This is a genomic window from Alteromonas sp. MMG017 (assembly GCF_018100795.1).
Lineage (GTDB): Bacteria > Pseudomonadota > Gammaproteobacteria > Enterobacterales > Alteromonadaceae > Alteromonas.
The window spans coordinates 101,516-123,936 of record NZ_JAGJDY010000004.1 but is presented as its reverse complement, the minus strand read 5'-3'; the positions used below and the strand labels follow the sequence as shown (position 1 = coordinate 123,936).

General features: G+C 45.3%; 17 protein-coding genes. 10 read left to right on the top strand and 7 right to left on the bottom strand.

The features are described from left to right. Positions 1-17: 17 nt before the first annotated feature. Positions 18-794, bottom strand: coding sequence for a molecular chaperone (locus J8L84_RS07395; protein ID WP_211070127.1), 777 nt, complete (start codon positions 792-794; stop codon positions 18-20). Positions 795-856: 62 nt separating this feature from the next. Next, complete coding sequence (locus tag J8L84_RS07390) at positions 857-1,366, bottom strand: hypothetical protein (protein ID WP_211070126.1); 510 nt, start codon at positions 1,364-1,366, stop codon at positions 857-859. Positions 1,367-1,862: 496 nt separating this feature from the next. On the opposite strand from J8L84_RS07390, the gene J8L84_RS07385 reads away from it, so the two are divergent. Beyond that, positions 1,863-2,813 (top strand): cation diffusion facilitator family transporter, encoded by a 951-nt coding sequence (locus J8L84_RS07385; protein WP_211070125.1) that lies wholly within the window; start codon positions 1,863-1,865, stop codon positions 2,811-2,813. Positions 2,814-2,841: 28 nt separating this feature from the next. Here the strand turns inward: J8L84_RS07385 and J8L84_RS07380 are convergent, their stop codons facing one another. From J8L84_RS07380 to J8L84_RS07370, 3 genes are all read right to left on the bottom strand, one after another. After that, on the bottom strand, positions 2,842-4,563 hold the full coding sequence (locus tag J8L84_RS07380; protein WP_211070124.1) for a solute:sodium symporter family transporter: 1,722 nt from the start codon (positions 4,561-4,563) through the stop codon (positions 2,842-2,844). Between the two features lie 16 nt (positions 4,564-4,579). Beyond that, positions 4,580-6,682, bottom strand: coding sequence for a TIM-barrel domain-containing protein (locus tag J8L84_RS07375; RefSeq protein WP_211070123.1), 2,103 nt, complete (start codon positions 6,680-6,682; stop codon positions 4,580-4,582). A 190-nt stretch (positions 6,683-6,872) separates the two neighbouring features. Beyond that, positions 6,873-7,634, bottom strand: a complete 762-nt coding sequence (locus J8L84_RS07370; protein ID WP_211070122.1) for a sulfite exporter TauE/SafE family protein — start codon at positions 7,632-7,634, stop codon at positions 6,873-6,875. 100 nt (positions 7,635-7,734) lie between these two features. Here J8L84_RS07370 and J8L84_RS07365 point away from each other — a divergent pair, with 100 nt between their 5' ends. The 6 genes from J8L84_RS07365 to J8L84_RS07340 all read left to right on the top strand — a co-directional run bounded on the left by J8L84_RS07365 (position 7,735) and on the right by J8L84_RS07340 (position 13,682). Further along, a complete protein-coding gene (locus J8L84_RS07365; RefSeq protein ID WP_211070121.1) occupies positions 7,735-8,484 on the top strand; it encodes a GntR family transcriptional regulator in 750 nt (249 codons plus the stop codon). Positions 8,485-8,871: 387 nt separating this feature from the next. Further along, positions 8,872-9,834, top strand: coding sequence for an aldo/keto reductase (locus J8L84_RS07360; protein ID WP_211070120.1), 963 nt, complete (start codon positions 8,872-8,874; stop codon positions 9,832-9,834). A gap of 9 nt (positions 9,835-9,843) precedes the next feature. Further along, positions 9,844-10,836, top strand: coding sequence for a TauD/TfdA family dioxygenase (locus tag J8L84_RS07355; protein ID WP_211070119.1), 993 nt, complete (start codon positions 9,844-9,846; stop codon positions 10,834-10,836). Between the two features lie 5 nt (positions 10,837-10,841). Then, entirely contained in the window at positions 10,842-11,843 is a 1,002-nt protein-coding gene (locus tag J8L84_RS07350) for a putative sulfate exporter family transporter (protein WP_211070118.1), read from the top strand. A gap of 132 nt (positions 11,844-11,975) precedes the next feature. Next, positions 11,976-13,325 (top strand): sulfite oxidase, encoded by a 1,350-nt coding sequence (locus J8L84_RS07345; protein ID WP_348771826.1) that lies wholly within the window; start codon positions 11,976-11,978, stop codon positions 13,323-13,325. 3 nt (positions 13,326-13,328) lie between these two features. Further along, positions 13,329-13,682 carry a hypothetical protein gene (locus J8L84_RS07340; RefSeq protein ID WP_211070116.1) on the top strand — a complete coding sequence of 118 codons (354 nt, stop codon included), beginning with the start codon at positions 13,329-13,331 and terminating at the stop codon, positions 13,680-13,682. 135 nt (positions 13,683-13,817) lie between these two features. On the opposite strand, the gene J8L84_RS07335 is transcribed toward J8L84_RS07340, so the two are convergent. Together J8L84_RS07335 and J8L84_RS07330 are read right to left on the bottom strand one after the other, a co-directional pair. Beyond that, entirely contained in the window at positions 13,818-16,382 is a 2,565-nt protein-coding gene (locus tag J8L84_RS07335; RefSeq protein ID WP_211070115.1) for a glycoside hydrolase family 3 N-terminal domain-containing protein, read from the bottom strand. 14 nt (positions 16,383-16,396) lie between these two features. Then, entirely contained in the window at positions 16,397-17,641 is a 1,245-nt protein-coding gene (locus tag J8L84_RS07330) for a sugar MFS transporter (protein ID WP_211070114.1), read from the bottom strand. 338 nt (positions 17,642-17,979) lie between these two features. On the opposite strand from J8L84_RS07330, the gene J8L84_RS07325 reads away from it, so the two are divergent. From J8L84_RS07325 to J8L84_RS07315, 3 genes are all read left to right on the top strand, one after another. Continuing rightward, positions 17,980-19,923, top strand: a complete 1,944-nt coding sequence (locus J8L84_RS07325; protein WP_211070113.1) for a TonB-dependent receptor — start codon at positions 17,980-17,982, stop codon at positions 19,921-19,923. A gap of 161 nt (positions 19,924-20,084) precedes the next feature. Further along, on the top strand, positions 20,085-21,263 hold the full coding sequence (locus J8L84_RS07320) for an HmuY family protein (protein WP_211070112.1): 1,179 nt from the start codon (positions 20,085-20,087) through the stop codon (positions 21,261-21,263). Positions 21,264-21,266: 3 nt separating this feature from the next. Beyond that, the gene (locus J8L84_RS07315) at positions 21,267-22,388 is read left to right on the top strand and encodes an ABC transporter substrate-binding protein (RefSeq protein WP_211070111.1); all 1,122 of its coding nucleotides are present in this window, start codon (positions 21,267-21,269) and stop codon (positions 22,386-22,388) included. The last annotated feature ends 33 nt before the right edge of the window (positions 22,389-22,421 follow it).

Genomic DNA, 22,421 nt, shown 5'->3' with positions numbered 1-22,421 from the left:
GACACGTTAGCGGGTTGCTATTTTATAACGTGGTTAATAGATAGCGCTATGTCGCCACCGAATTTATCAATTTCAGTAAACCGAATAACAACAGGCCCTTTTTTGGCGTTTTGCAGGGGGATCAGGACTTTTCGACGTTCAAGAGGGCGATAAACTGCTACGTTATTCAGTACACCGATTTCTTCCCCTTCAGCATCTTCAATGATGAAGTTTCCAAATAATGAACGATTGCCTGAGCGTTTTAACCAAACTTGTAAGTGTGGCTTTCCGTTGTAAATAATGGTGGATGGATTCACCATTGACGCTTCAGCAGTAATGCGTCCATGACGCACTATAATCGGAATATTGTATGCAAGTTTGCTGGCTAGGTTTACATTCGAGTTCGTACTAGGCGCTATTTCTGTGACTAAACGAAGGTTAGCTCGGTACTCACCGTCAACAAGTCCAGCAGGCTTTCTTAATGCGAAGCGCAGCGCTTGACGCTCTCCGGGTAGAATATTGCCACGTTTCGGTGAATATCTAATAAAAGTCGATGCCGTGAGCGGGTCTTCTGTTACCGCGTAAACTAACCCCTCTTCAGTCATCGCATTAATAGATAACTCTGCTCGGTAAGACATTGGCGTTGAGCTTGTGTTACGTATTTGGATAGAGTCTGAGCGGGATTTAGAATCAAAATAAATGCGAAATTTAGATAACGAAACATCTGCATTGGCAACATTGGAAAAAAATAGCGCAGCAGAGATAACAAGAAAAACAGAAAGACGAATAGGTGTTAACAGCCGTATCAGTATCATATTTACTTTTGATTTCGAGTATAGAAAAGAATAGGCGAACGCAGTTGGCTCGCCTCAAACGATTACTGGAACGTAACGTCAACTACATAGTTAGCGGTATAAGCGTCGCCTGGCGTTAATGCCGAATCAACCGTCATGTCACCATATACATCGATAGTAAGATCTGTACCTGATGCGTCTGTAGTAACCGCAGTCAATGTGCCGTCTGCGATATTGTCGTGTGTTGCCACAGCTGCATTGATGTCGTAGTTCGCTTCAAAAGTAACATTGGTACCAGATGCACCAGTCACTGTGACATTCACAGGAACATTTGAAGCTAAGCCTGAAACCGTAATTAGACCAATAGCAATGTTCGCATTAGAAACATCGCAATCGCCTGATACAGTGCCCGCATTATCCATGGTACACACAGAGCCTACCGTCGGTTGCATGGCACCGAAGTGAAGCGTAGCAGTTTCTGCAATAGTCGCATCGGACATCGCGTCTACATTCGCTTGAAATGTTTCACTTGCTGCAAGTGTTGACGCAGAAATAGTAGAAAGTAGCGCTATTGTCATTATTCTTTTTTTCATTTTGTTTCCTCTCATACCTTTAGTCGGGGCTGCCTAACGAATTATTTTACAATTGTTCTAAAATCAGTGAGTTGCTGGGAAGCTCTTATCAGTACTCAATTGACAGCGAAAATATATAACCACAGTCTTTACCCTTTTAAAAGGCGTTAAACCTTATGCTTACTTATTGAATTTAATAACTATTATCGAGAGGAAAAAAATCATATTTTCAACGTATTGATTATGTTTAAGTTTTTTTTAAGGTACTTTTTAAAGTTATACTTTTGTATACAAGCATAAATTTTATAATTTTCAAATTTTTTTAAAAAAATTTTTTATTTGAGTAGGTAGATAAGCGTTTTTTGCATTTTATTGCTGTCTTGAATGTTTATGAAAATCTATTATCGCGCCACTAAATTGACTTTAAACCAAGTGTTTTTCACTAGTATCGTGTTTTCATGGAAGCGGTTTATAATTTCAGTATGCAGTGGACATGCTATTAAAGGAGTGACACATCATGCACCACCATTCTCATGATCATGGGCACGAACATAGCCATGCAGAAACCGACAGTAGCCGCATAGGTTGGGCATTCTGGTTAAACTTCTGCTTCACCATTATTGAATTTATCGGCGGGTTGCTAACAAACAGTGTCGCTATTATGGCTGATGCGGTTCACGATTTGGGCGATACTCTATCAATTGGCCTTGCGTGGTACTTAAGTAAGCTTGGTCAGAAATCGGCTACCGACAAATATTCTTATGGCTTTAAGCGATTAAGCCTTTTGGGTGCCATGCTCAATGGACTTATTCTTGTTGCTGGTTCGGCGTGGATATTATCTGAGGCGATCCCTCGGTTGGCAAACCCTGAAATGCCGATGACAGAGGGCATGATGGGCTTGGCAGTAATGGGCATTATCGTAAACGGCTTTGCGGCTTATAAGCTAAGTGGCGGCCATTCAATGAATGAAAAGGTGCTTAACTGGCACCTTATTGAAGACACCATGGGCTGGGTAGCGGTACTTATTATGGCTATTGTTTTACATTTTGTAGAATGGCCTATTCTCGACCCAATTCTCTCTATTCTGTTCACGCTATTTATCTTATTCAACGTGTTGCGATACGTAGTGCAAACCATGAAGTTGTTTTTACAAGGCTCGCCAGATGATACCCAAAAGCAGGCTATTTCTGATGTTCTATTGAGTATGGAACACGTTGAAGAGCTACATCATGTTCACTTTTGGTCTCTTGATGGCGAACAGCATGTGTTAACAGCGCACGTGGTAATTAATTGCAGTATTGATAACACTAAACTTAGAGCGTTAAAGCAAGATGTATCAGACCGACTAGCGCCGTTCAATTTGGCCCACACTACCATTGAATTTGAATTGCCTGGTGAGCCTTGTCGAGATGACAACGACAACTTGCATGTTCACCCGCATCACCATGAACATGTTCATATTAAATAAAAAAGGCGGCCAAGGCCGCCTGTTAGTATTATTGATGCGCTAAGCGCTTTAACCCTAATTCGTATCTGGCACGCCACCATTTAAGGCTTATGCCGATGGCTACAAAGCAGGTACTCCACAGCCCAACTAAAGAAGGGATAAAGGCTTTACTGATGCCGCCCACGAAACCCACTGGTGAAAACATTAAGTACAGAGTCACAATTAAACCAACCAGTACAATCGCGCAAGGAATAGCATAACGCCACGGTGTCATATCTACCTCTGCTTTAGGTACAAAGCGCCATGGCTTTGCCATAGGGTAGAAGTGACCAATGGCCAGCATAATGCCAAGTTCAATGGCAAACAAAATGGCGTAGATATGGATAAAGTTAATCTCTACTTGCCACACAAACTTCAGCAAGGCATACGCTATTACGTGAAAGATAATCGCGACCTTTGCCGCAAGGGCAGGCACGTTTTTAGTAAATAAACCGACCAATACAATGGTAATAACAGGAATGTTATAAAAACCCGTAAAGATACGAATAATCTGCCACAACCCTTCCGGTGCCAGCATTAATAACGGCGCAGTAATGAAAGAGACCACCGCAATCACTAAACTGGTAATTTTGGCTACGCGAATGAGCTGGGAATCAGTGACCTTATCTTTTTTAAACGGTTTGTACACGTCTAAACAAAACAGTGTGGCGGCGCTATTTAATAACGAGTTGAACGAGCTAAATACCGCTCCTAACAACACAGCTAAGAAAAAACCAGACAAGTATTGCGGTAATACCTCTTTCACTAAGTGTGGATAAGCCAAGTCGATAGTTTGCAGGTTTTCATTTTGATACAGGTGATACGCAATTACCCCAGGTAACATCATCATAAAAGGCACGAGGACTTTAAAATACCCCGAAAACAACACGCCCTTTTGCCCTTCAATTAAGTTCTTAGCACCTAGCGTACGTTGAATTACATATTGGTTGGTACCCCAATAAAACAGGTTCGCCAATATCATACCGGTGAAAATAGTCCCAAAGGGCACGGGATCATCAGCACCCCCTATGGCATTTAGTTTCTCGGTTTCGGTTGTAGCGATAGTGGTTAGGCCGGCTGCGAAGCTGCCATCACCTAGTGCAATTAAGCCTAAGATAGGTACCAATAACCCAACAATGAGAAGGCCTACACCGTTGATGGTATCTGACACTGCTACCGCTTTTAAACCGCCAAATATGGCGTACAAGGCACCGATACTGCCTACCATTATGATGGTAACAATAAGGCTGGCTTCATAACTTAAATTTAATAACCCGGGCACGTCGAATAACCGAAGTACCGCAATAGAGCCTGAATAGAGTACCGAAGGAATAGTAATTAAGGTGTAACCCACCATAAATAATACGACCGTCATTCTTCTTACGTTGTCGTCGAACCGGTCACGTAGAAACTCGGGTAGGGTAGAGAAAGCGCCCGCTAAGTAGCGAGGCAAAAAGATCAGCGCCATGATAATGGTGGAAATACCCGCGGTCACTTCCCATGCCATAGCACTTAAGTTGTACCCAAAGGCAGAGCCGTTAAGCCCAATGAGCTGCTCTGCCGAGAGGTTAGTCAGGATCATAGAGCCTGCAATGAAGGTGCCGGTTAACCCCCGACCTGCTAAGAAATAGCCGTCTTGAGTATTTACTTCGCCTTTCGTTTTCATGTACGAAATAATGGCGACCACGGCCATAAAGGCCATACAGGTCAGTAAGGTAAGCGTCACATTCATGCTAATACTCCGACGACTATTGCGGCCACATAGTGGTAGCAGACATATCCATTTCGGTATGCTCTACCTCAGGACCTAAAACCACTTGCTCACCTTTGCGAACAAATACTGCCAGCTCATTCAAACCTAGAATTTGCTCGTAGTACTTACCGCCTTGGTAAGTGTCATCGTTTGTCGGTGAAGTGCTAGCAGCATTAAAACGAACCCAATCACCTTCTGGTAAATAGAACTTCACTTTACCGCCAGGCACAATACAAGGCACGACTAACAAACTTTCGCCGCACATGAATTGTTGTTCAAACTGGCGGGCAAGTGGGTCGTTAGGGAAAGCGAGTGCCATTGAACGCTGCACAGGTAAGCCGGTTTCACTGGCTTGTTGTGTGGCTTTTTCTAAATAGGGCAGTAAGCGATAACGCAGTTTTAATGCGTCGAATACGGCGTTAGATGCTGCTTCGCCGTAGGACCAAGGTTCGCGAGGGCCAATGCCATGCAGTCGCATATGAGCAGAAAACACTGATGCCTGTGCCCAGCGAACGTATAATTCTGCGTCACGAGTATCTTTATAGAAGCCGCCGATGTCGGTGGCGAAGAATGGACCGCCCGACATGCCCCAAGAAAGGCTTCCCCGAATACTCGCAGCTAGACCATGCCAGTCTGCTTGAGGATCGCCGCCCCACTGAGCTGGAAAACGCTGGCTGCCTGTCCATGCTGAACGACTGAACAGAAATGGCCCTGTTTTACAATATTTCTCAGCGGCTTCGTATACGCAGCGGTTATACAGCATGCTATATACGTTATGCAGTCGGTCACCTGAATCACCGCTGTAAGAGAGCATGTTGTCATCTTCTAACTGCTCACCAAAGTCGGCTTTAATCATATCAACACCCAATTCGAACAAGGGCTTGTGTGATTCCTTCCAAAATTCGTAAGCTTCAGGGTGGGTAAAATCTAAAATACCTGAATCTGGTAGTGGAGTAAGTACTTCACCGAAAGGGCTTAAATCCCACTCGTAGCGATAAGCTTCACCCGTGCGCTTGTCTTTAATTAGCCAGCCTCTTTCAGCGGCCTTTGCGTACAGCGGGTTTTTCACTGAAATCATGGGGTATTCCCATACGCAAATTTTAAAGTCCATCGCTTTTAGTTCATCAAGAACAGGCTTAGGATCGGCGTAGCGAGTAGGGTCCCATTCAAATGCAAAACGAGTATCGGTATCTTGCCATGCGCGGCCATCTAGCGTGATGACATCGCAGGGCATGTTCTTTTCACGCACTTCGCGGGCAACAGCTAATAGCTCTTCTGAGTCTTTGTAATAAGCCTTGGAAAGAATAACGCCTAGGCTCCACTTTGGTGGAACAGGTGCGAAGCCGGTTAAGCTGCTATAAGTATGAATACTTTGCGCTGGGCTATCGCAGTGATACAAGAACATATCTAGCAAGGTGTCTTCTACCACGCAAATGTACGCGCGCTGAGACCAAGGCGCATAGCCTACACCATGGGTCACTGGCGTTGGCGTGTGAACAAAGAGGTTCCAGCCTTCAGGGCTCCATGCGTAAGGGGTGTTTTTATAAGACTTTTCAGTGTTTACACCAAGGGCATCGTGATTGTATGAACGAACCAATTGACCACGTTTATCAAGCTTGCCCCATTTTTCACCTAAGCCGTAGATTGATTCATCGTCACCAAGTTCTAAACAAATTACCCAGCCGGCATCGGTTTTAGCGAAAGGCGGAAGGCGATGTTGACGCACAAAGTGTCCATCGGTAGCCGATTCTTGTACCAAAATATCGTTTCGATAAAGTTTGAAATGAAGTGGAGCAGAAAACAGTTCTAAACGGTATTCACCGGCATTAATGGTGCAGTGTTGCTCATCGCCTGAAAAAACCAGTTGTTTAGTATCCGGTGTGGTTACTAGCATGCCATAGTCAAAGCCATCTACTAGTGTCGCATTTTCACCACCCGACTGAATCCGTAAGCCGTATTGGCTGATAGAGAACAGTAAACTGCCATATTGGGTTGGCACCGCTAGGTGGTGATCGTCTACTAGATAAGGGCTCGCGGTAATGTCCGCCGCCTTTATGCTGTTCCAGTCTGGCTCGGTTACCGAAAATGCATTACTCATATCACTTCACTCTTCGTGTCTTATATAAGACATAAGTTAATGAAATGTAACTTGGCTGTCAACGAGCAATTACAGTTTTCAGTGCAAATTATTACAAGTGCGCGTTGTATTTCAAACGGGGAATGGCGTTTTTACTATTGGTAGCGACTGCCAGTTGCGGCTATTTAAGGCTGCCTAGTAAACACAGTGCTTAGTTAAACAGGTGGGGCACATTTTGAAGAATTAACGTTATCCCACTAAGCGCCAATGTACTAATGGCCAATAATCTTACCACGCTTGGCTCAATCCGCGCAGCTAGCAGCCTACCAATGCGCGTAAATATTAAGATCAGGGGGATAGCAAAGAGGGTAGATATAACCGTAGTCTGATTGGGCAACGTGCCAAAAGGCACCATGGCTAAACGAATAAGCGCGGTAACACTAAAGATAGCCAGCAGAGTATATCGCACTTCATGCACAGACCAATTCTGGCGATAACACTGAAATACCACGGGTGGCCCGAAAGTAGAAAATAACCCGCCTAATACGCCACCCAATGCGCCTGATACTATAAAGCCCCACCCTTTGCCTGAGGCAGCAGATTGGCTTCTTTTCACAATGAGTAGCAAGCAGCAGGTTAATATTGCCAACCCAAGCAAAATATTTAACCAAACCGACAGTCCCGCGGAAAGGTATTCAAGCAAGGCGTAGCCCACGGCAATAAAAGGGATACCGCCAATCAACACAAGCGTGAAGGCTTTGCGGTGAATAAGGTGAACATTTTTCAACACAATACTGGTTGAATTTACTAACCCTAGAACACTAATTAAAAAAGTGGTGGCGGTAAGGGGAAGTAAATTAAATAAGGTAAAACTAGATACCACCATTAACCCAAAGCCAAACCCGCTTAGGGTTTGCAGTACAGTAGCAAAGCCCAATAGAATGAACATAGGTACTAGGGTTTCAAGTAACATTTTGCATCTACACCTGTAGTTGTATGTGATTTACATCAAAAATGCGCTATAACTCTTGTGTATGATATAACAACAAAAATTAAGCATTAGGTTAGGTTTCATGTCTTCATCTCAGTTCGACCACAAATTAAGTGGTCCCAGTCTCGCGTTCCAACCGCTCTATCAGCAAGTTGCCGAATATATAAAGCAGCTCATTGTGGAACGTCGGTGGCAGCCTGGTGAAATGTTGCCAAGCGAGTTCAAACTGGCTGATGAATTTAATGTTAGCCAAGGCACGGTTCGTAAAGCGTTAACCTTGCTTACCGACACTAAAATTGTAACACGCCGCCAAGGTGTAGGTACCTTCGTTTCTGAGCACACTGCACAAGATGCCCTGTTTCGCTTCTTCCCGCTGCAAGCCGACGGCAAGGGAGCCGACCTTCCCAAAGCCGAGTTGCTTGGCATAGAACTCATATCTCCTGATAAAAACGTACAAGCCGCGTTAAATTTATCGGGCAAAGAGCGCGTAACAAAACTCGAACGTCGACGTATTTTAGATAACGAATTTTGTATGCTGGAAACGATTTTTCTGCCGGCTAAATATTTTGTTGGCATACATGAACGCAAAGATATTCCCCATACCTTGTACCATTTCTATCAAACCGACTTTAATCAAACCGTATTTAAAACCAGAGACGGTATTAAAGCGGTACTAGCCTCAGATAACGATGCCAAGCTTTTACAAATAAAAGCAGGCGAGCCGCTGTTGCTGGTAACACGTGTGACAGAGTCTATAGACGGTAAGCTGATTGAATATCGTGAAAGCAAATGTAGAAGCGATCACTATCATTACCAAGTAGAGCTTGATTAAATTATCGCTAGCAATCCCTCTGCTAGCTCAGCGCATAGCCATTTAAAATCGCTATGCTATGTTCATACTGCTTCTTGTTAACGCTGCTCCATCAAGGTTTTACCCTTAGATGGCTTTTTCTCTTATAGCGCTTACCTTAGAAGCTATATCCTTTGAAACCGCTCTCCCTAAGACTATGCCATTCAACACTTGGGCTCTGAAATAAGTGCTTCGGTACAGCGTTATTCAATAACGTCTTTTCGAAATAAACACAAAAACAACTTCGCGAGTATCAAAAAGTGAGTGCTTAATTAATTTTGTTAACACTTTGTTGACATGGCATTCCTCCTATAATAACTTATGTCTTATACAAGACTAAAGTCTTTTTTATTAAACAGGATTAAAGATATGAACGCGTTGGAAAAAATCCCTGAGGTTGGGTTTGGTTTCTGGAAAGTCGATACGGCTATCTGTGCTGATACTGCATACGAAGCGATTAAAGCGGGCTATCGCCATTTAGACTGCGCTTCTGATTATGGCAATGAGAAAGAGGTTGGCGAAGGCATTCAGCGTGCTATCAAAGATGGCCTTTGTACCCGTGAAGAGCTTTGGATCACGTCGAAACTGTGGAATACCTTTCATGCACCAGAGCATGTGCCGCTAGCACTTGAAAAAACATTAAGCGATTTACAACTCGATTATCTCGATTTGTACCTTATTCACTTCCCGATAGCGCAAAAATTTGTGCCGATTGAAACTCGTTACCCACCAGAATGGTTTTACGATACTACGCAAGAGAACCCAACCATGGAGTTGGCTCCAGTGCCACTTTATAAAACATGGGAAGCCATGGAAGGTTTGGTAGATAGCAAGAAGGTTAGTCGTATTGGTGTATGTAACTACAACACAGGGCTACTGCATGATTTGATGAGCTACGCCCGTATCAAACCAGCCATGTTGCAAATTGAATCTCACCCTTACCTTACACAAGAGCGTTTGATTCGCCTAGCAAAAGACTACGATATGAACGTTACCGCGTTCTCACCATTAGGTGCTCTGTCTTATCTTGAGCTTGAAATGGCGGATAAAACGGAATCGGTACTTGAGCAAGACGTAGTGAAAAAAGCCGCTGCTGCTCATGGTAGAACACCTGCACAAGTGGTACTTCGTTGGGGTGTACAACGTGGTAATGCCATTATTCCTAAAACGTCGAAGCCTGAAAGAATGCGCGAAAACTTAGCCCTGTTCGATTTCGAACTTACCGATGAAGAAATGCAGGCTATTTCAGCGCTTAACATGAACCGACGCTTTAACGACCCAGGTCACTTCTGTGAAGCTGCCTTTAATCGTTTCCACCCTATTTACGACTAGGAGAGTACTATGAGCAACGCAATCGAATATGCCAATGTGCCAACTCAACACAGCTACAACGGTCAAGTTTTTCCGCAAATTGTGGTAAATAACGATGGCTGTAAAACCGTAGAAGAAACAGTGACGTTTATTCAACAGAACCAGGCTGAGTTAGAAGCACAACTCGCCATTTCGGGGGCGTTGTTATTTAGAGGTTTCCCTTTAAATTCTGCTGAAACTTTCGATATCTTCTCTGCGGGCTTCGGGTATGCAAATTTTACCTATAAAGAATCGCTCTCGAACGCGGTGCGTATCAACTTTACTGAACGTGTATTTACCGCCAACGAAGCCCCTAAAGACGTAGAGATTTTCTTGCATCACGAAATGGCACAAACGCCAATTTCACCTAGTAAGGTATTCTTTTACTGCCAGTCAGCGGCTGATAATGGCGGCGCTACGCCACTATGTCGTTCAGACAAATTGTTTGAAGCACTAAAGGCGGAAAACCCGTCGTTAGCTAACGATTTTGCAGAAAAAGGCTTGAAGTACACCACGACAATGCCCGCTGCAGATGATGCGAATTCAGGTCAGGGCCGAAGCTGGAAAAGCACGTTAAGTGTAGAAAGCACCGCAGAAGGCGAAGCAAAGCTAAAAGAGCTTGGTTACAGCTGGGAATGGTTGGACGATGGTAGCTTACGCGCTATTACCCCAGTGTTGCCGGCAGTGATTGATCTTGGTGACGGTTCATACTCGTTCTACAACCAACTTATAGCGGCTTATATGGGGTGGAAAGGGGTGCGTGAAAACCCGTCTTCAGCCATTACGTTTGGTGATGGTTCTGCTATTCCTAAAGAAGGCTTAGAGCGTATTGCTGAGCTATCGCAACAGTTTACTTTCGACCTTGAGTGGCAAGATGGCGATGTTGCGTTAGTTGATAACTATCGCTCTATGCACGGCCGTCGCCCATATTCTGGTGAAAGAAAACGCCAAGTATTAGTCGCTCTTGTCGCTGCCGAGCGTTAATTGTTATGACCGAGTTTGCCGCAAAGTGTAAATCGATTTGGCCTGGGTTTGGTATTGCTACAATAACCGGTATGGCAGCGCTGTTTTTAAGTGAACATTATGGCGCACCGGCCATGTTGTTCGCGCTGTTACTGGGTATGGCAATCTCATTTTTGTATCAGGCCGATGGGGTGTGCAAATGCGGCATTGATTTTACCGCCAGTACGCTATTACGTGCTGGTGTTGTATTGCTGGGGTTGCGTATTGCCTTGGGTGACTTAGTCGTTCTTGGCTGGCAAACTGCAGCCATGCTGGCTTTTGCCATTTTCTCAACCATAGTGTTGGGCGTGGTGATGGCAAAAAGCGTGGGTATGCAAAAGCGCTTTGGCGCATTAACCGGCGGCTCGGTAGCTATTTGCGGGGCCTCTGCGGCATTAGCAATTTCTACTATTTTGCCTGCTGGCAAAAATCATGAGCGGGATACGCTGCTAACGGTAATTGGCGTAACTGCTATGTCTACCATTGCCATGATTGTTTACCCTATTATTGCTGGGCAATTGGGTATGGACGATACCGAAGCGGGTATTTTTCTAGGCGGTACCATTCACGATGTGGCGCAAGTGGTAGGCGCTGGATATTCAGTGTCTGAAGACGCGGGCGATATGGCCACGTTAACGAAGTTAGTGCGCGTTGCCATGTTATTACCCGTTGTTATGATCATGATGGTCATAGTAAAACGAGCACACACTAGCGTACAGGATTTGGATGGCGAAATGCCTAAGCTACCGGTGTTCTTAGTGGGTTTTGTGGCTCTCATGCTGTTAAATAGTTTTGTTACCTTACCTGAAGTGGTTATTGAATCAGGCTCACAGATATCTCGATTTTTTCTTGTAGTATCAATCACTGCCATTGGTATGAAATCAAACTTAGGTAAGCTGGCTGAAGTCGGCATGTTACCTATTGTACTTATTGTGACGGAAACCCTTTGGATAGCCCTACTCATTTTAGGTTATTTGTTTTTAAGTTAGTCAACTTGAGCTAGTTCTAAGTTAGCTTTTAAACTAGCTTTCTTAAGTTAGTTTTTCTTGAATTAGTTGTCGACATCAATGCACTCGTAAAGGAGGCAATGCGTGCCTATCTCAAAAAAATCTAAACAGAGTGTGAGCACGCATTCTGAATCATCAAGCCAGCAGCCTTTGGCGAACGAAACCGGTATTCATGCCTTGTACGCCGAAAATCCTATTGCCGCAGACGAGCAAGTATTCGGGCGTAAAACCGATGGGTTAACACGACGTGGTTTTCTATCAGGTTTTAAAACCCTCTCTGTATTACTAGGCGCAGAAATTGTTTATGGTCGCTTTATGCCAGCAGGGCTTATTCCGGCTGCATTAGCGCAAACCGAAACGCCTTTTAGTATTGAAGGTAAAGACGGGTTGGTGGTACTAAACGACAGGCCTATTAACGCCGAAACCCCCGCGCATTTACTTGACGATAAGGTTACGCCAGCGTCTAAATTGTTCGTGCGAAATAACGGTATTGTGCCTGAAATAACCCCCACTGATTTTGATGAAAACGCGTGGACACTCACGATTGAAGGTGAGTCGGCAGCTGCATCTCGCACCTTCACCTTAAGCGAACTTAAAGCCAATTTTAAACATTACACCTATCAACTCACCCTTGAGTGTGGCGGAAATGGCCGTTCTGAATTTTCCCCTACGGCCAGCGGTAATCAATGGACTACCGGCGCGGTAGGCTGCCCGTCATGGACAGGTGTTCGTTTAAAAGACGTACTGAATGCCGTCGGTATTAAAGACGATGCAGTCTACATAGGTTATTACGGTGAAGATTTACATTTAAGCCGCACGCCGGGTAAAGCGGCTATTTCTCGTGGCGTGCCTATTGGCAAAGCATTAGAAGATGAATCGTTAATTGCCTTTGAAATGAATGGCGAACCGCTACCGCTAATGAACGGCTTCCCCATGCGGTTAATGTTTGGCGGCTGGCCTGCTTCTACCTCGGGCAAGTGGTTGTCGAAAATTGTTATTCGCGATCGGGTACATGATGGCGCGAAAATGGGCGGCAATGCCTATCGTGTACCGTGCAAACCCATCGCACCAGGCACGAGTGTGCCAGAAGATGAAATGTGCATTATTGAAGCTATGCCGGTGAAATCGTTGATTACCCATCCCAAGTCAGGTGCGAAGCATAACAAAGGCAAAGCGTTGGCAGTGCGCGGGCATGCATGGAGCGGCGAAGCCGCGATAGCCAAGGTCTTTACCTCAATTGATTTTGGTCAAACGTGGCAACAAAGTACCCTGTCGAAGCCCGTTAATAGGCATGCTTGGCAGCACTTTAATTCAGAAATTAACTTCAAGCAGGCTGGCTACTATGAAATTTGGGCGCGCGCTGAAGATGCAAATGGTCGTTCTCAGCCCATGGTGCTGCCTGGTTGGAACCCCAAAGGTTACTTAAACAATGCGTGTCATCGCATTGCAGTAAAGGTGGTGTGAGAAATGAACAGGCTGACAAGCGCGCTAATGCTATCGGTGTTATGTACTACATCATTAGCAACGCTAGCTAACGAACATAAGCTCAACCCCGCGACAGGGCTTGTTGATGCCACTGGGCATAATATGGTGGCTGCACATTGTACTGCCTGTCATTCCGCTAAGCTTATTTCGCAAAATCAAATGAGCCGCGAACGCTGGCTTGAAACTATCCGCTGGATGCAAAGCACGCAAAAACTATGGCCCTTAGGCGATGCGCAGCCGGTTATTTTAGATTATCTTACGACGTGGTACGGGCCCAAAACCCAAAGTCGCCGTGCTCCCATTCCGGACTATTTAATGCCGAAAAAATCAGACTAGTTTTATCGCGGCTAAAAACGAAAACACCTAGATTATAAATATAAAAAACGGGAGCATAGGCTCCCGTTTTTGATGTTTTTAATTTTTAGGCTAGCGTGAGGCTAACTTAAGCTCAGATAGCCCAGCAATCACACGCTATGGGCACGCAATGTCTGACATTGACGCATCATCGCTAGAGGCATTCGCTTCATAGCGTATATTAGATACCAATAACGATGCCGAAGCGTTAGCGTTAAGCGCAAAGGGTGAGAAAAGCTCAGCAAATGACGCGCCTGCTTCTACAAAACAGCGTGAAGGAATAACAACCGTTTGCCACTCGCTTGAAGTAGCTGCGAAGGAATTTAACGGTAACGACACGCCGCAATTACTGCTACTACAACCAATAGACACCCTAAGGTTGTCTAGGCCTTCTGCTAGTTTCACATCTAGTACAAGTGCTGACTCATCGTCGCTGTAATCACGCATATCTTCAGGGAAAGGTGAATAGAAGCCTACAGTAGCTTGGTCAGTAAACGTTAGCGATAAGCTATCTTCTTGCACCATGCGGTCGGTGGTACGAACGCTAGCGCCTTCAGATTCCACCGTATTGCTTGCGACAGTCGTATCACCCGAAGCGTCTTTAATTATTAGCTGCCATGGTTTTTGTGTAGAAAGTACGTAAATATCATGGGCAGGTAATGGCGCGTTAGCATCAACGCCAGTCGACTCAGACAGGGGCGCTTCGATAGGATCGGTATCACCAAACGTTAACCCATAACCGTAAGCAAATTGTGCGGTATTACCGTCATCTTTATTCACGATTTGCGTAGGGGTGGCAGGCCAAGAGAACGATAGCTTTCCGTGCATTGGATAGTTGATTTCACCATCTTTTTTAGTGAACAACACATCAGCAACGCCTTGGCCTTCAGAGCCAGGTAACCACGCCACTACAAAGGCATCACTGGCGTTAATTTCTGGGTTTACCCACAATGGGCGGCCGGTAATGAAAACAGATACCACAGGAATACCTTGGGCTTGGAAAGATTTCAACAACGCAAGATCTGACTTGTCGCCACGTTGATATTCAACATTTGAAATATCGCCATTGCCTTCAGCGTAAGGGTTTTCACCAAATACGATAATGGCTACATCAGGTTTATTGTTTGTTGAACTTTGTGCATCAAACGTCATTCCTTCAAATAAAGTAGCCGTTCCGCCCGCTTCGCTAACTGTTTGCTGAATACCTTCAAAAATAGAGGTTGCGCCTGGGAAGTCGCTATTTTGGTTGCCTGTACCTTGCCACGTAATTGTCCAGCCGCCTGATTGCTTGCCAATATTATGAGCAGCATCACCCGCTACCACCACGTTCATATTGGGTGCTAGTGGTAGCAATTTATCTTGGTTTTTAAGCATCACTAAAGACTTACGAACCGCAGCGCGAGCAATATCGCGATGGGCTTGCGCACCAATAATCTCGCTATTGCCCGATAACGCGCGGTTAGCCGGAGAAGGTTGCTCAAACAAACCCATGCGTACTTTAACCCGCAATACGCGGCGTACCGCATCGTCTAGACGAGACTGAGGAATAACCCCAGATTTAACCTGTGCAATGGTGTTCTCATACAAAGGTTTCCAAGCACTGGTAGGCACCATAAATACATCAAGACCCGCGTTCATAGCTTGAGGGCAGCTTTCGTTAGTACAGCCTTCAATTTGACCATGGCCGTTCCAGTCACCCACGATAAAACCGTCAAAACCCATCTTATCTTTTAGCACATCTGTAAGTAGGTATTTGCTGCCATGAATTTTCTTACCATGCCAGCTGTTGAATGACGCCATTACCGACTGTGAGCCAGCATTTAAGCCCTCAACGTAGCCTTGTGCGTGAATGCGAAATAAGGTTTCTTCGTCGGCAATGTTGTTACCTTGATCGTCACCACCTTGTGTACCGCCATCACCAATAAAGTGCTTTACCGTTGAGATAACATGGCTATCGTCAATGCTGCCACTGGCGATATCGCCTTGCATGCCAGATACAATGGCTTTGGCATAAGCGCCTACAATGGCAGGGTCTTCTGAATAGCTTTCATAAGTTCTACCCCAACGATCATCACGGGCTACCGCAACAGTTGGCGCGAATATCCAATCTATACCAGTCGCTCGTACTTCTTTGGCCGTCGCTTCGGCAATTTGAGTAATGATGGCAGGGTCGTTCATCGCACCCAAACCAATATTATGCGGAAACAACGTAGCGCCAATGACATTGTTGTGACCATGTACAGCATCAGTTCCCCACATGGTAGGAATGGTGCTGCCATCAACAGAATCGTCTATTGATGCTTGATACATGGCATCCGCAATGGCAATCCAATCTTGTGGAGTGGCGTGCTTATCATTATTGGGAAATGCACCGCCGCCATTTAAGTACGAGCCAAACCCGTAGGTACGCATATCTTCAAGGGTAACATCGCGAATTTCTGGCTGAATCGTTTGCGCGACTTTTTGCTCAAGGGTCATAGTGGCTAAAATAGCGTTTACTTTTTCTTCTACCGCTTCGCTATTCGCCGTGCTAAAAGTAATTTCAGGCCAAAAATCGGGTACTGATTTTTGTGATGCTTGCTCAGCCTGCTCAGTTTTCGGCGTGCTAGCCTCGTCTGTCGCTGGCTGACAACCTGCCATAACCAATGCTGCGGCAATTAGTGAATATGAACTTAGTTTCATAGTAAATTCCTTGTTTATTTGTGGCTAGCAGCCAAGTTAACGGTGGCACCACGAAGCCCGTAATAAGCAATATATAAGTAGCAAATAACCGGCAATAAGAAAGAAAGTTGTACACCCGCGTTGTCAGCAATAACACCTTGTAGTAGTGGCACAATAGCACCGCCCACTATGGCTAAACACAACATACCAGAGGCTTGTGCTGTTTTTTGGCCTAGCCCTTTAAGTGCAAGACTGAAAATAGTGGGGAACATGATAGAGTTGCAAAGCCCTACCGCTAAAATTGTCCACATGGCGATATTACCGCTGCTGCATACCGAAACAACAATGAGTGTACATGAGGCAAATGAATTAACGGCGAGCAGTTTACCCGCGGCCACTTTTTGCATTACCGCGGCACCAATGAAACGCCCTACCATAGCGCCACCCCAGTAATAGGCGATGTATTTAGACGCTTGGCTTTCACTCATGCCTTTAATGCTTTCAAGCCCAAAGTAGTTTACCAAGAAGCTGCCAATCGCGACTTCAGCACCTACGTACAAAAATAAACCTAGTGCGCCTAATGATAGGTGGCGATGTTTTAATAAACCTGTATCTGTCGTGGTGGCGACATCCATTTCACTGTGCGTGGGTGAGGGCAGCTTCACTTTCACCATCACCACTGCCATGGCCACTAGTACAGCGGCCAATGTTAAATAGGGAAGTACTACCGCATTTGCATCTACTGCTGCGTTTTCCATACCTTCATGCGCACCAAATAAGACTATGCCGCCAATGATGGGCGCAACAGTTGTACCCAATGAGTTAAACCCTTGGGTCATGGTGAGTCGGCTAGAAGCGGTATCTGGGTTTCCCATAATGGTCACCAAGGGGTTTGCGGCAACTTGCAAAATAGTGATGCCTGAAGCCAATACAAACAACGCACCTAAGAACATCCAGTACTGAGTGAATAGCGCCGATGGAATAAACAACACGCAGCCCACTGCAGCCGTGATCAAACCCACACCAATACCTTTTTGATACCCAGTGGCACTCACTAATTTTCCGGCTGGAATAGAAATAAGAAAATAGGCGCCAAAGAAGCACGATTGCACCAGCATGGCTTGGGTATAAGAAAGCGAGAATAAGGCTTTCAAATGGGGGATGAGAATGTCGTTAAGTGCGGTAATGAAACCCCACATGAAAAATAATGATGTTAGCGTAGCGAGTGCAAGTTGACTGGTGGTTGTAGAACCAGCCGTGGTTTTTATAGTTTGATTCATAGGTAACGCCCTGAATTCACTTGTTAGTAAACGAAATGCCGTGTTCGCATTTAGCTTGTTGGTTACTTTGCGTTAACGAATTGGTTTGGTATTTGTTAACACTTTGTTGGTCAGTATAGGGGGCGAAAATGAAAATGCAAGCGCTTACATTGTTTGATTGTATGCGTTTACATTTTTATTGAAATATTACAAATACCTGCTGTGTTCTCTCGCATTTTTAATAGTTTGACGTGGTGAAGTTAATATTATTTTCCAATAGCGCTTGCATTTTTTCTTTAAATAAATAAGATCAAATGCAAATTGTTATCATTTGCATTATTGATTAGAAAGTAAATTAAATGACTCATTCTTACCCTGTTACTTTGCTATTGGCGAGCGCGCTACTGCCAACATATGTTTTAGCCGAAACTGAGGCGCCAGTTGAACGCGTAGTGGTAACGGGAACACGAACACCCAAGCTTTTAGGCGCATCGCCGGTAAAAGTCGATGTGGTAGATAAAGCGGAAATTTCGAGGCTTAGCAAAGGAACACTTAGGCAAGTATTAGAAGTGATGCCGGGTGTGGTAGTTCGGCGTAGTCAAAAAGACGGCTACAACGTTCAGTTGAATGGGTTTAACGGCGACCATGTGTTGGTGTTAATTAACGGTCAGCCCGTTATTTCTCCTACAGGCTCTTCAGTCGACCTAGACCAAATTAGCGTTGCCAATATTCGACAGATTGAAATTGTACGCGGCGCTGCATCGGTGCTTTATGGCAGTTCTGCCATGGGGGGGGTTATCAATATTATTACTGATGTGCCCGAGGGCTCACAGTTATCCGCCGACTACGAACTTTCTCATTACAGTGACGATGGGCTCGATGGCGATACCTTGGGGCACACCGCCAAGGTTAGTGCGGCTAAAGCAATAAAGGACTGGCAGCTAGGATTAGCCGCTCAGCATATTACGAACCCCGGCTTTGATTACGACCCTGATACCGTCTCTCAAGATGGTGGTGCGGTGGATAAATCCTTTGTGCAGTTCTCCTTATCAACACAGATCAGCGACCTTGATTTGAGTTACAAAGGCCAATGGCTAGACGAGAAGAAAGACAAACCCCAGTCCGCTATTCCAGGGCAAGTTAGCATTATCAGTTATGTGTCTAACGTTACTCAATGGCAGCACGATGTAAAACTTGCTCAACAGCAGAACTGGCACATTAATGGGCGCTATTTGTCTCACGATGAACAAAGCGGTAATACCAATGGCCTTCGCCAAACCGATATTCAATTAGCGGAAATTGAAGCGCAGAAAATTTTAACCTTGGGCGATGTTGAGTGGGTAGGAGGATTGGTTGCCCATGCTGATAACTTAGATCAGCAAAATGTAGCAACGGGTACGGTAGAAGTAGACGATGTTAGCCGAGAAAGCACCGAAGCTTACGTGCAAGCCAATTGGCAGCAAAACGACACCCAAGCCCTACTTGGCCTTCGAGTACAAAATGATTCAGATTTTGGTTGGCATACGGCGGCCAAGCTCAGTGGCAGTCAAAGCTGGAAACTTGATGAAACCACACTACAAGTGCGTGGTGGCGGTGGTTCAAGTTATCGAGTCCCTAATTTAAAAGAACGTTACTACGTGTTCGATCACAGTAACTTAGGTTACATGGTATTGGGAAATGAAGACCTTGTGCCAGAAACGGCGCTAAGTGCCAATATTGGGTTGAACGCGCGATTAACACCGAAACAAAGTCGTTGGTGGTATCAGGCCGATATCGATTTCCACTACACCGAAGCAGAAGATTTTATTACCACCGCGGTAGATGTTGAAGCATCGCAAGAAGCCGGACTTGATATCTCTATGTACGAAAACCTCGATGAAGCCACGCTGTATGGTGCGGATTTGAGCGTGAGCGCGCAAAACGATAACTGGCAGTGGCAACTTAACTATAGCTACTTACATGCACAAGATGGTGATTCTGAGCGCTTGCCGGAACGGCCCACACATTTAGTGAAAGCCTCAGTGACCTACCAATTTGATAAAACGGATACCAGCGTTCAACTGTATGGCGTGCATGAAAACGACGTTTCTCCCACCTCTGGTTACACCGTTACCGCGAAAGACAGCTACACCACCTTAAATGCCGTGGTGCAGCATGACTTTTCTAGCCATTGGCAAACCCGCTTGGGGGTTGAAAACCTTACCGATGAACATCGCTCACCCGATTCACTTTCGGCGGGGGCTTTTGATGCTCGCCCTATTTCAGCTCGCCGCGTTTATTTAGGCGTGAGTTATCAATACTAATTCGTCTGTGAAGGCTGAGCGCTTTAAAACAAAGCCCTTAAGAACAACTACCTAAAGACAGAAAAATCTAACAAAAAAAGCAAATAAGAGAAGTAAGCATAGGCGCCGTTTAATCGATTAATAACAACGGCTAAACACACCACTTAAAAAGGAACATACACATGAATAAAACATACTTAGCATTATTACTTGCGATGACACTGGGGCTTGCAGCCTGCGGTGGCTCTGATAGTAGCGATCCAGTTATTGAAACCCCTGATCAAAGTGGTGAAGATAGTGGTGAAGACAGCGCCGATAATTCAGGTGACGAAACCGATGACAGCGCGGGTGATGAAGGCGAAACCAGTAATGAAGTGGCTACAATTTATGGGCCGTACAGCACAGGTAGTACATCTGAACCGGTTGCCGTGTATTTTGATTTAGATACACAAACCCAGGTTACTCTTACCGAAGAAGAAGCGGCCAGCGACACCACTTGGGATATCGGCTTTAAACGCACGTCGGTATTTTTAAATACAGCACAAGAGACGCCAGTAAGTGTCTACTTTACTGCAAACAACAGTGACTTCTACGATGATAGTGGGGCAGCTGTGGCAGACTTATTTTTAAATGCCACCGCTGATAGCGAGCTGGATGATTATTTAGCAGTAACAACGAGCGATGTGCCAGATGCCGACGCTTTTTCTACCGATGCTGAGTCTGCTGTTATTGGCGATACCTTTTATAATTATGACACTACAACCCATGTCGTCAGCGCGGCGAGCGATACTTACTACGTGGTTTCATCAGATGAAAACTACACCAAATTCCATGTAACTGACATTGTGACTGAAGGGCGTGGTCTTGGGGAAATCACGTTGGGTGTTATGCATCAAAGTGTACTTGATGGGCAAACCACGTTTGCAGAAGAAGTATCGCTAAGTGTTAACGCAGTAGGGTGTACGTCGTCAATCTACATCGATTTCGATTTGCAGCAAGAAGTAACGGAAACGGATGCATGGGACATCACAATACCTTGTGCTGATGGCGCAGGTGAATTTGCCTTATCTATTGCCGATGATGCAACTGTACTTCGCACTGATGCTGATACCTATGCAGGCATAGATACCGAAGCCGCTGCATTTTATGGTTTCAGTGCTGAAACTATCAGTGACTACGCGTTTACCGCCAACAACTGGTACTTCTATGACAGCACAAGTCACTTGTTGTACTCACAGTTCGGGGTATACCTAATATCAGCGGGTGATAGCGTATTTAAATTTCAAATTACTAGCTATTACGATGAAGACGGAACGTCGGGCGCTTATAGCTTCCGCGCCGACCCCGTTACCGAGGAGTAATTAATGGATAAAACCAAATTACCACGCTTAGTTAGCACGAAAAAAGTGCTACATAGGCTAAGCGTAATGAGTGTACTTTGGTGTTTATGTAGTGGCGGCGTATATGCTGCCGCTACATCCTCAGCACCTAATACCCACACAGCGCAGCTCACATCTTCGGTACATGAAAACCAGCAAGCTGACACGCCTCGAATTATTGCTGCGGGCGGCAGTGTAACGGAAATCATCTACGCGCTAGGGCGGGGTGATTGGGTGGTGGCAACAGATAGCACAAGTATGTTTCCCGCCGCGGCGACTGAGGTAACAAAACTAGGCTATTTTCGTCAACTTAGTACAGAAGGCGTGCTTGCCCAGCAGCCGTCTTTGTTACTAGGAGCAAGTGCCACAGGCCCAGAACCTATGTTAGAGCAGGTAGCAAATGCTGGCGTTGATGTGCATGTTTATCATGTGTCAAAAGACATAGTCGGTTTGAGCGAGATGGTACTTGATATTGGTCACCGAGTATCGGCTGTAGAGAAAGCCAAGCAGCTTGTTACTGACTTACATCGCCAAGTGGACGCTCAGCAAGTGCAATATTCCGAAGCAATAGCGTCTTACGCCAGTGCCAACTATTCCAACACCATTAATGCACTTTTCGTGGTGGCGAATAATGATAGAGGCATTACCGTAGCGGGAGCCGATACGGTGCCGCAAGCTCTTTTTGATACCTTGGGTATGACCAATATTGCAGGCGATCTCAACGGTTACAAGTTAATGGATGCCGAGTCAGTGCTGGCACGAAACCCTGATGTCGTGTTTGCCGCAGGACACATGTTGCATGGCGAAAATGCGCTTAATTCACTGTGTTCACACCACGCGATTGCAGCAACGTTTGCAGGCCAACATTGTTTGGTTAAAGCGATGGATAGCAGCATTGGTTTGGGGTTATCTCCCCGTTTTACGATTGCGCTAAAAGCCGTTGCCGAACATGGGTTACGGGCTTTATCCCTTAAAGCTTCTGATACAGCTAAGCAGGGGCCTGCTAACCAAGAGCAGGTTATTAAAAAACTGATTTCACAAAATATTGTCTTAGAGACAAGCCTCAATTCAGACTCTCATCGTGATGCTGCGGGAAGGGAAGAGTGACAGTATCTACCTCGCCCTCCAGTTCTACCAATC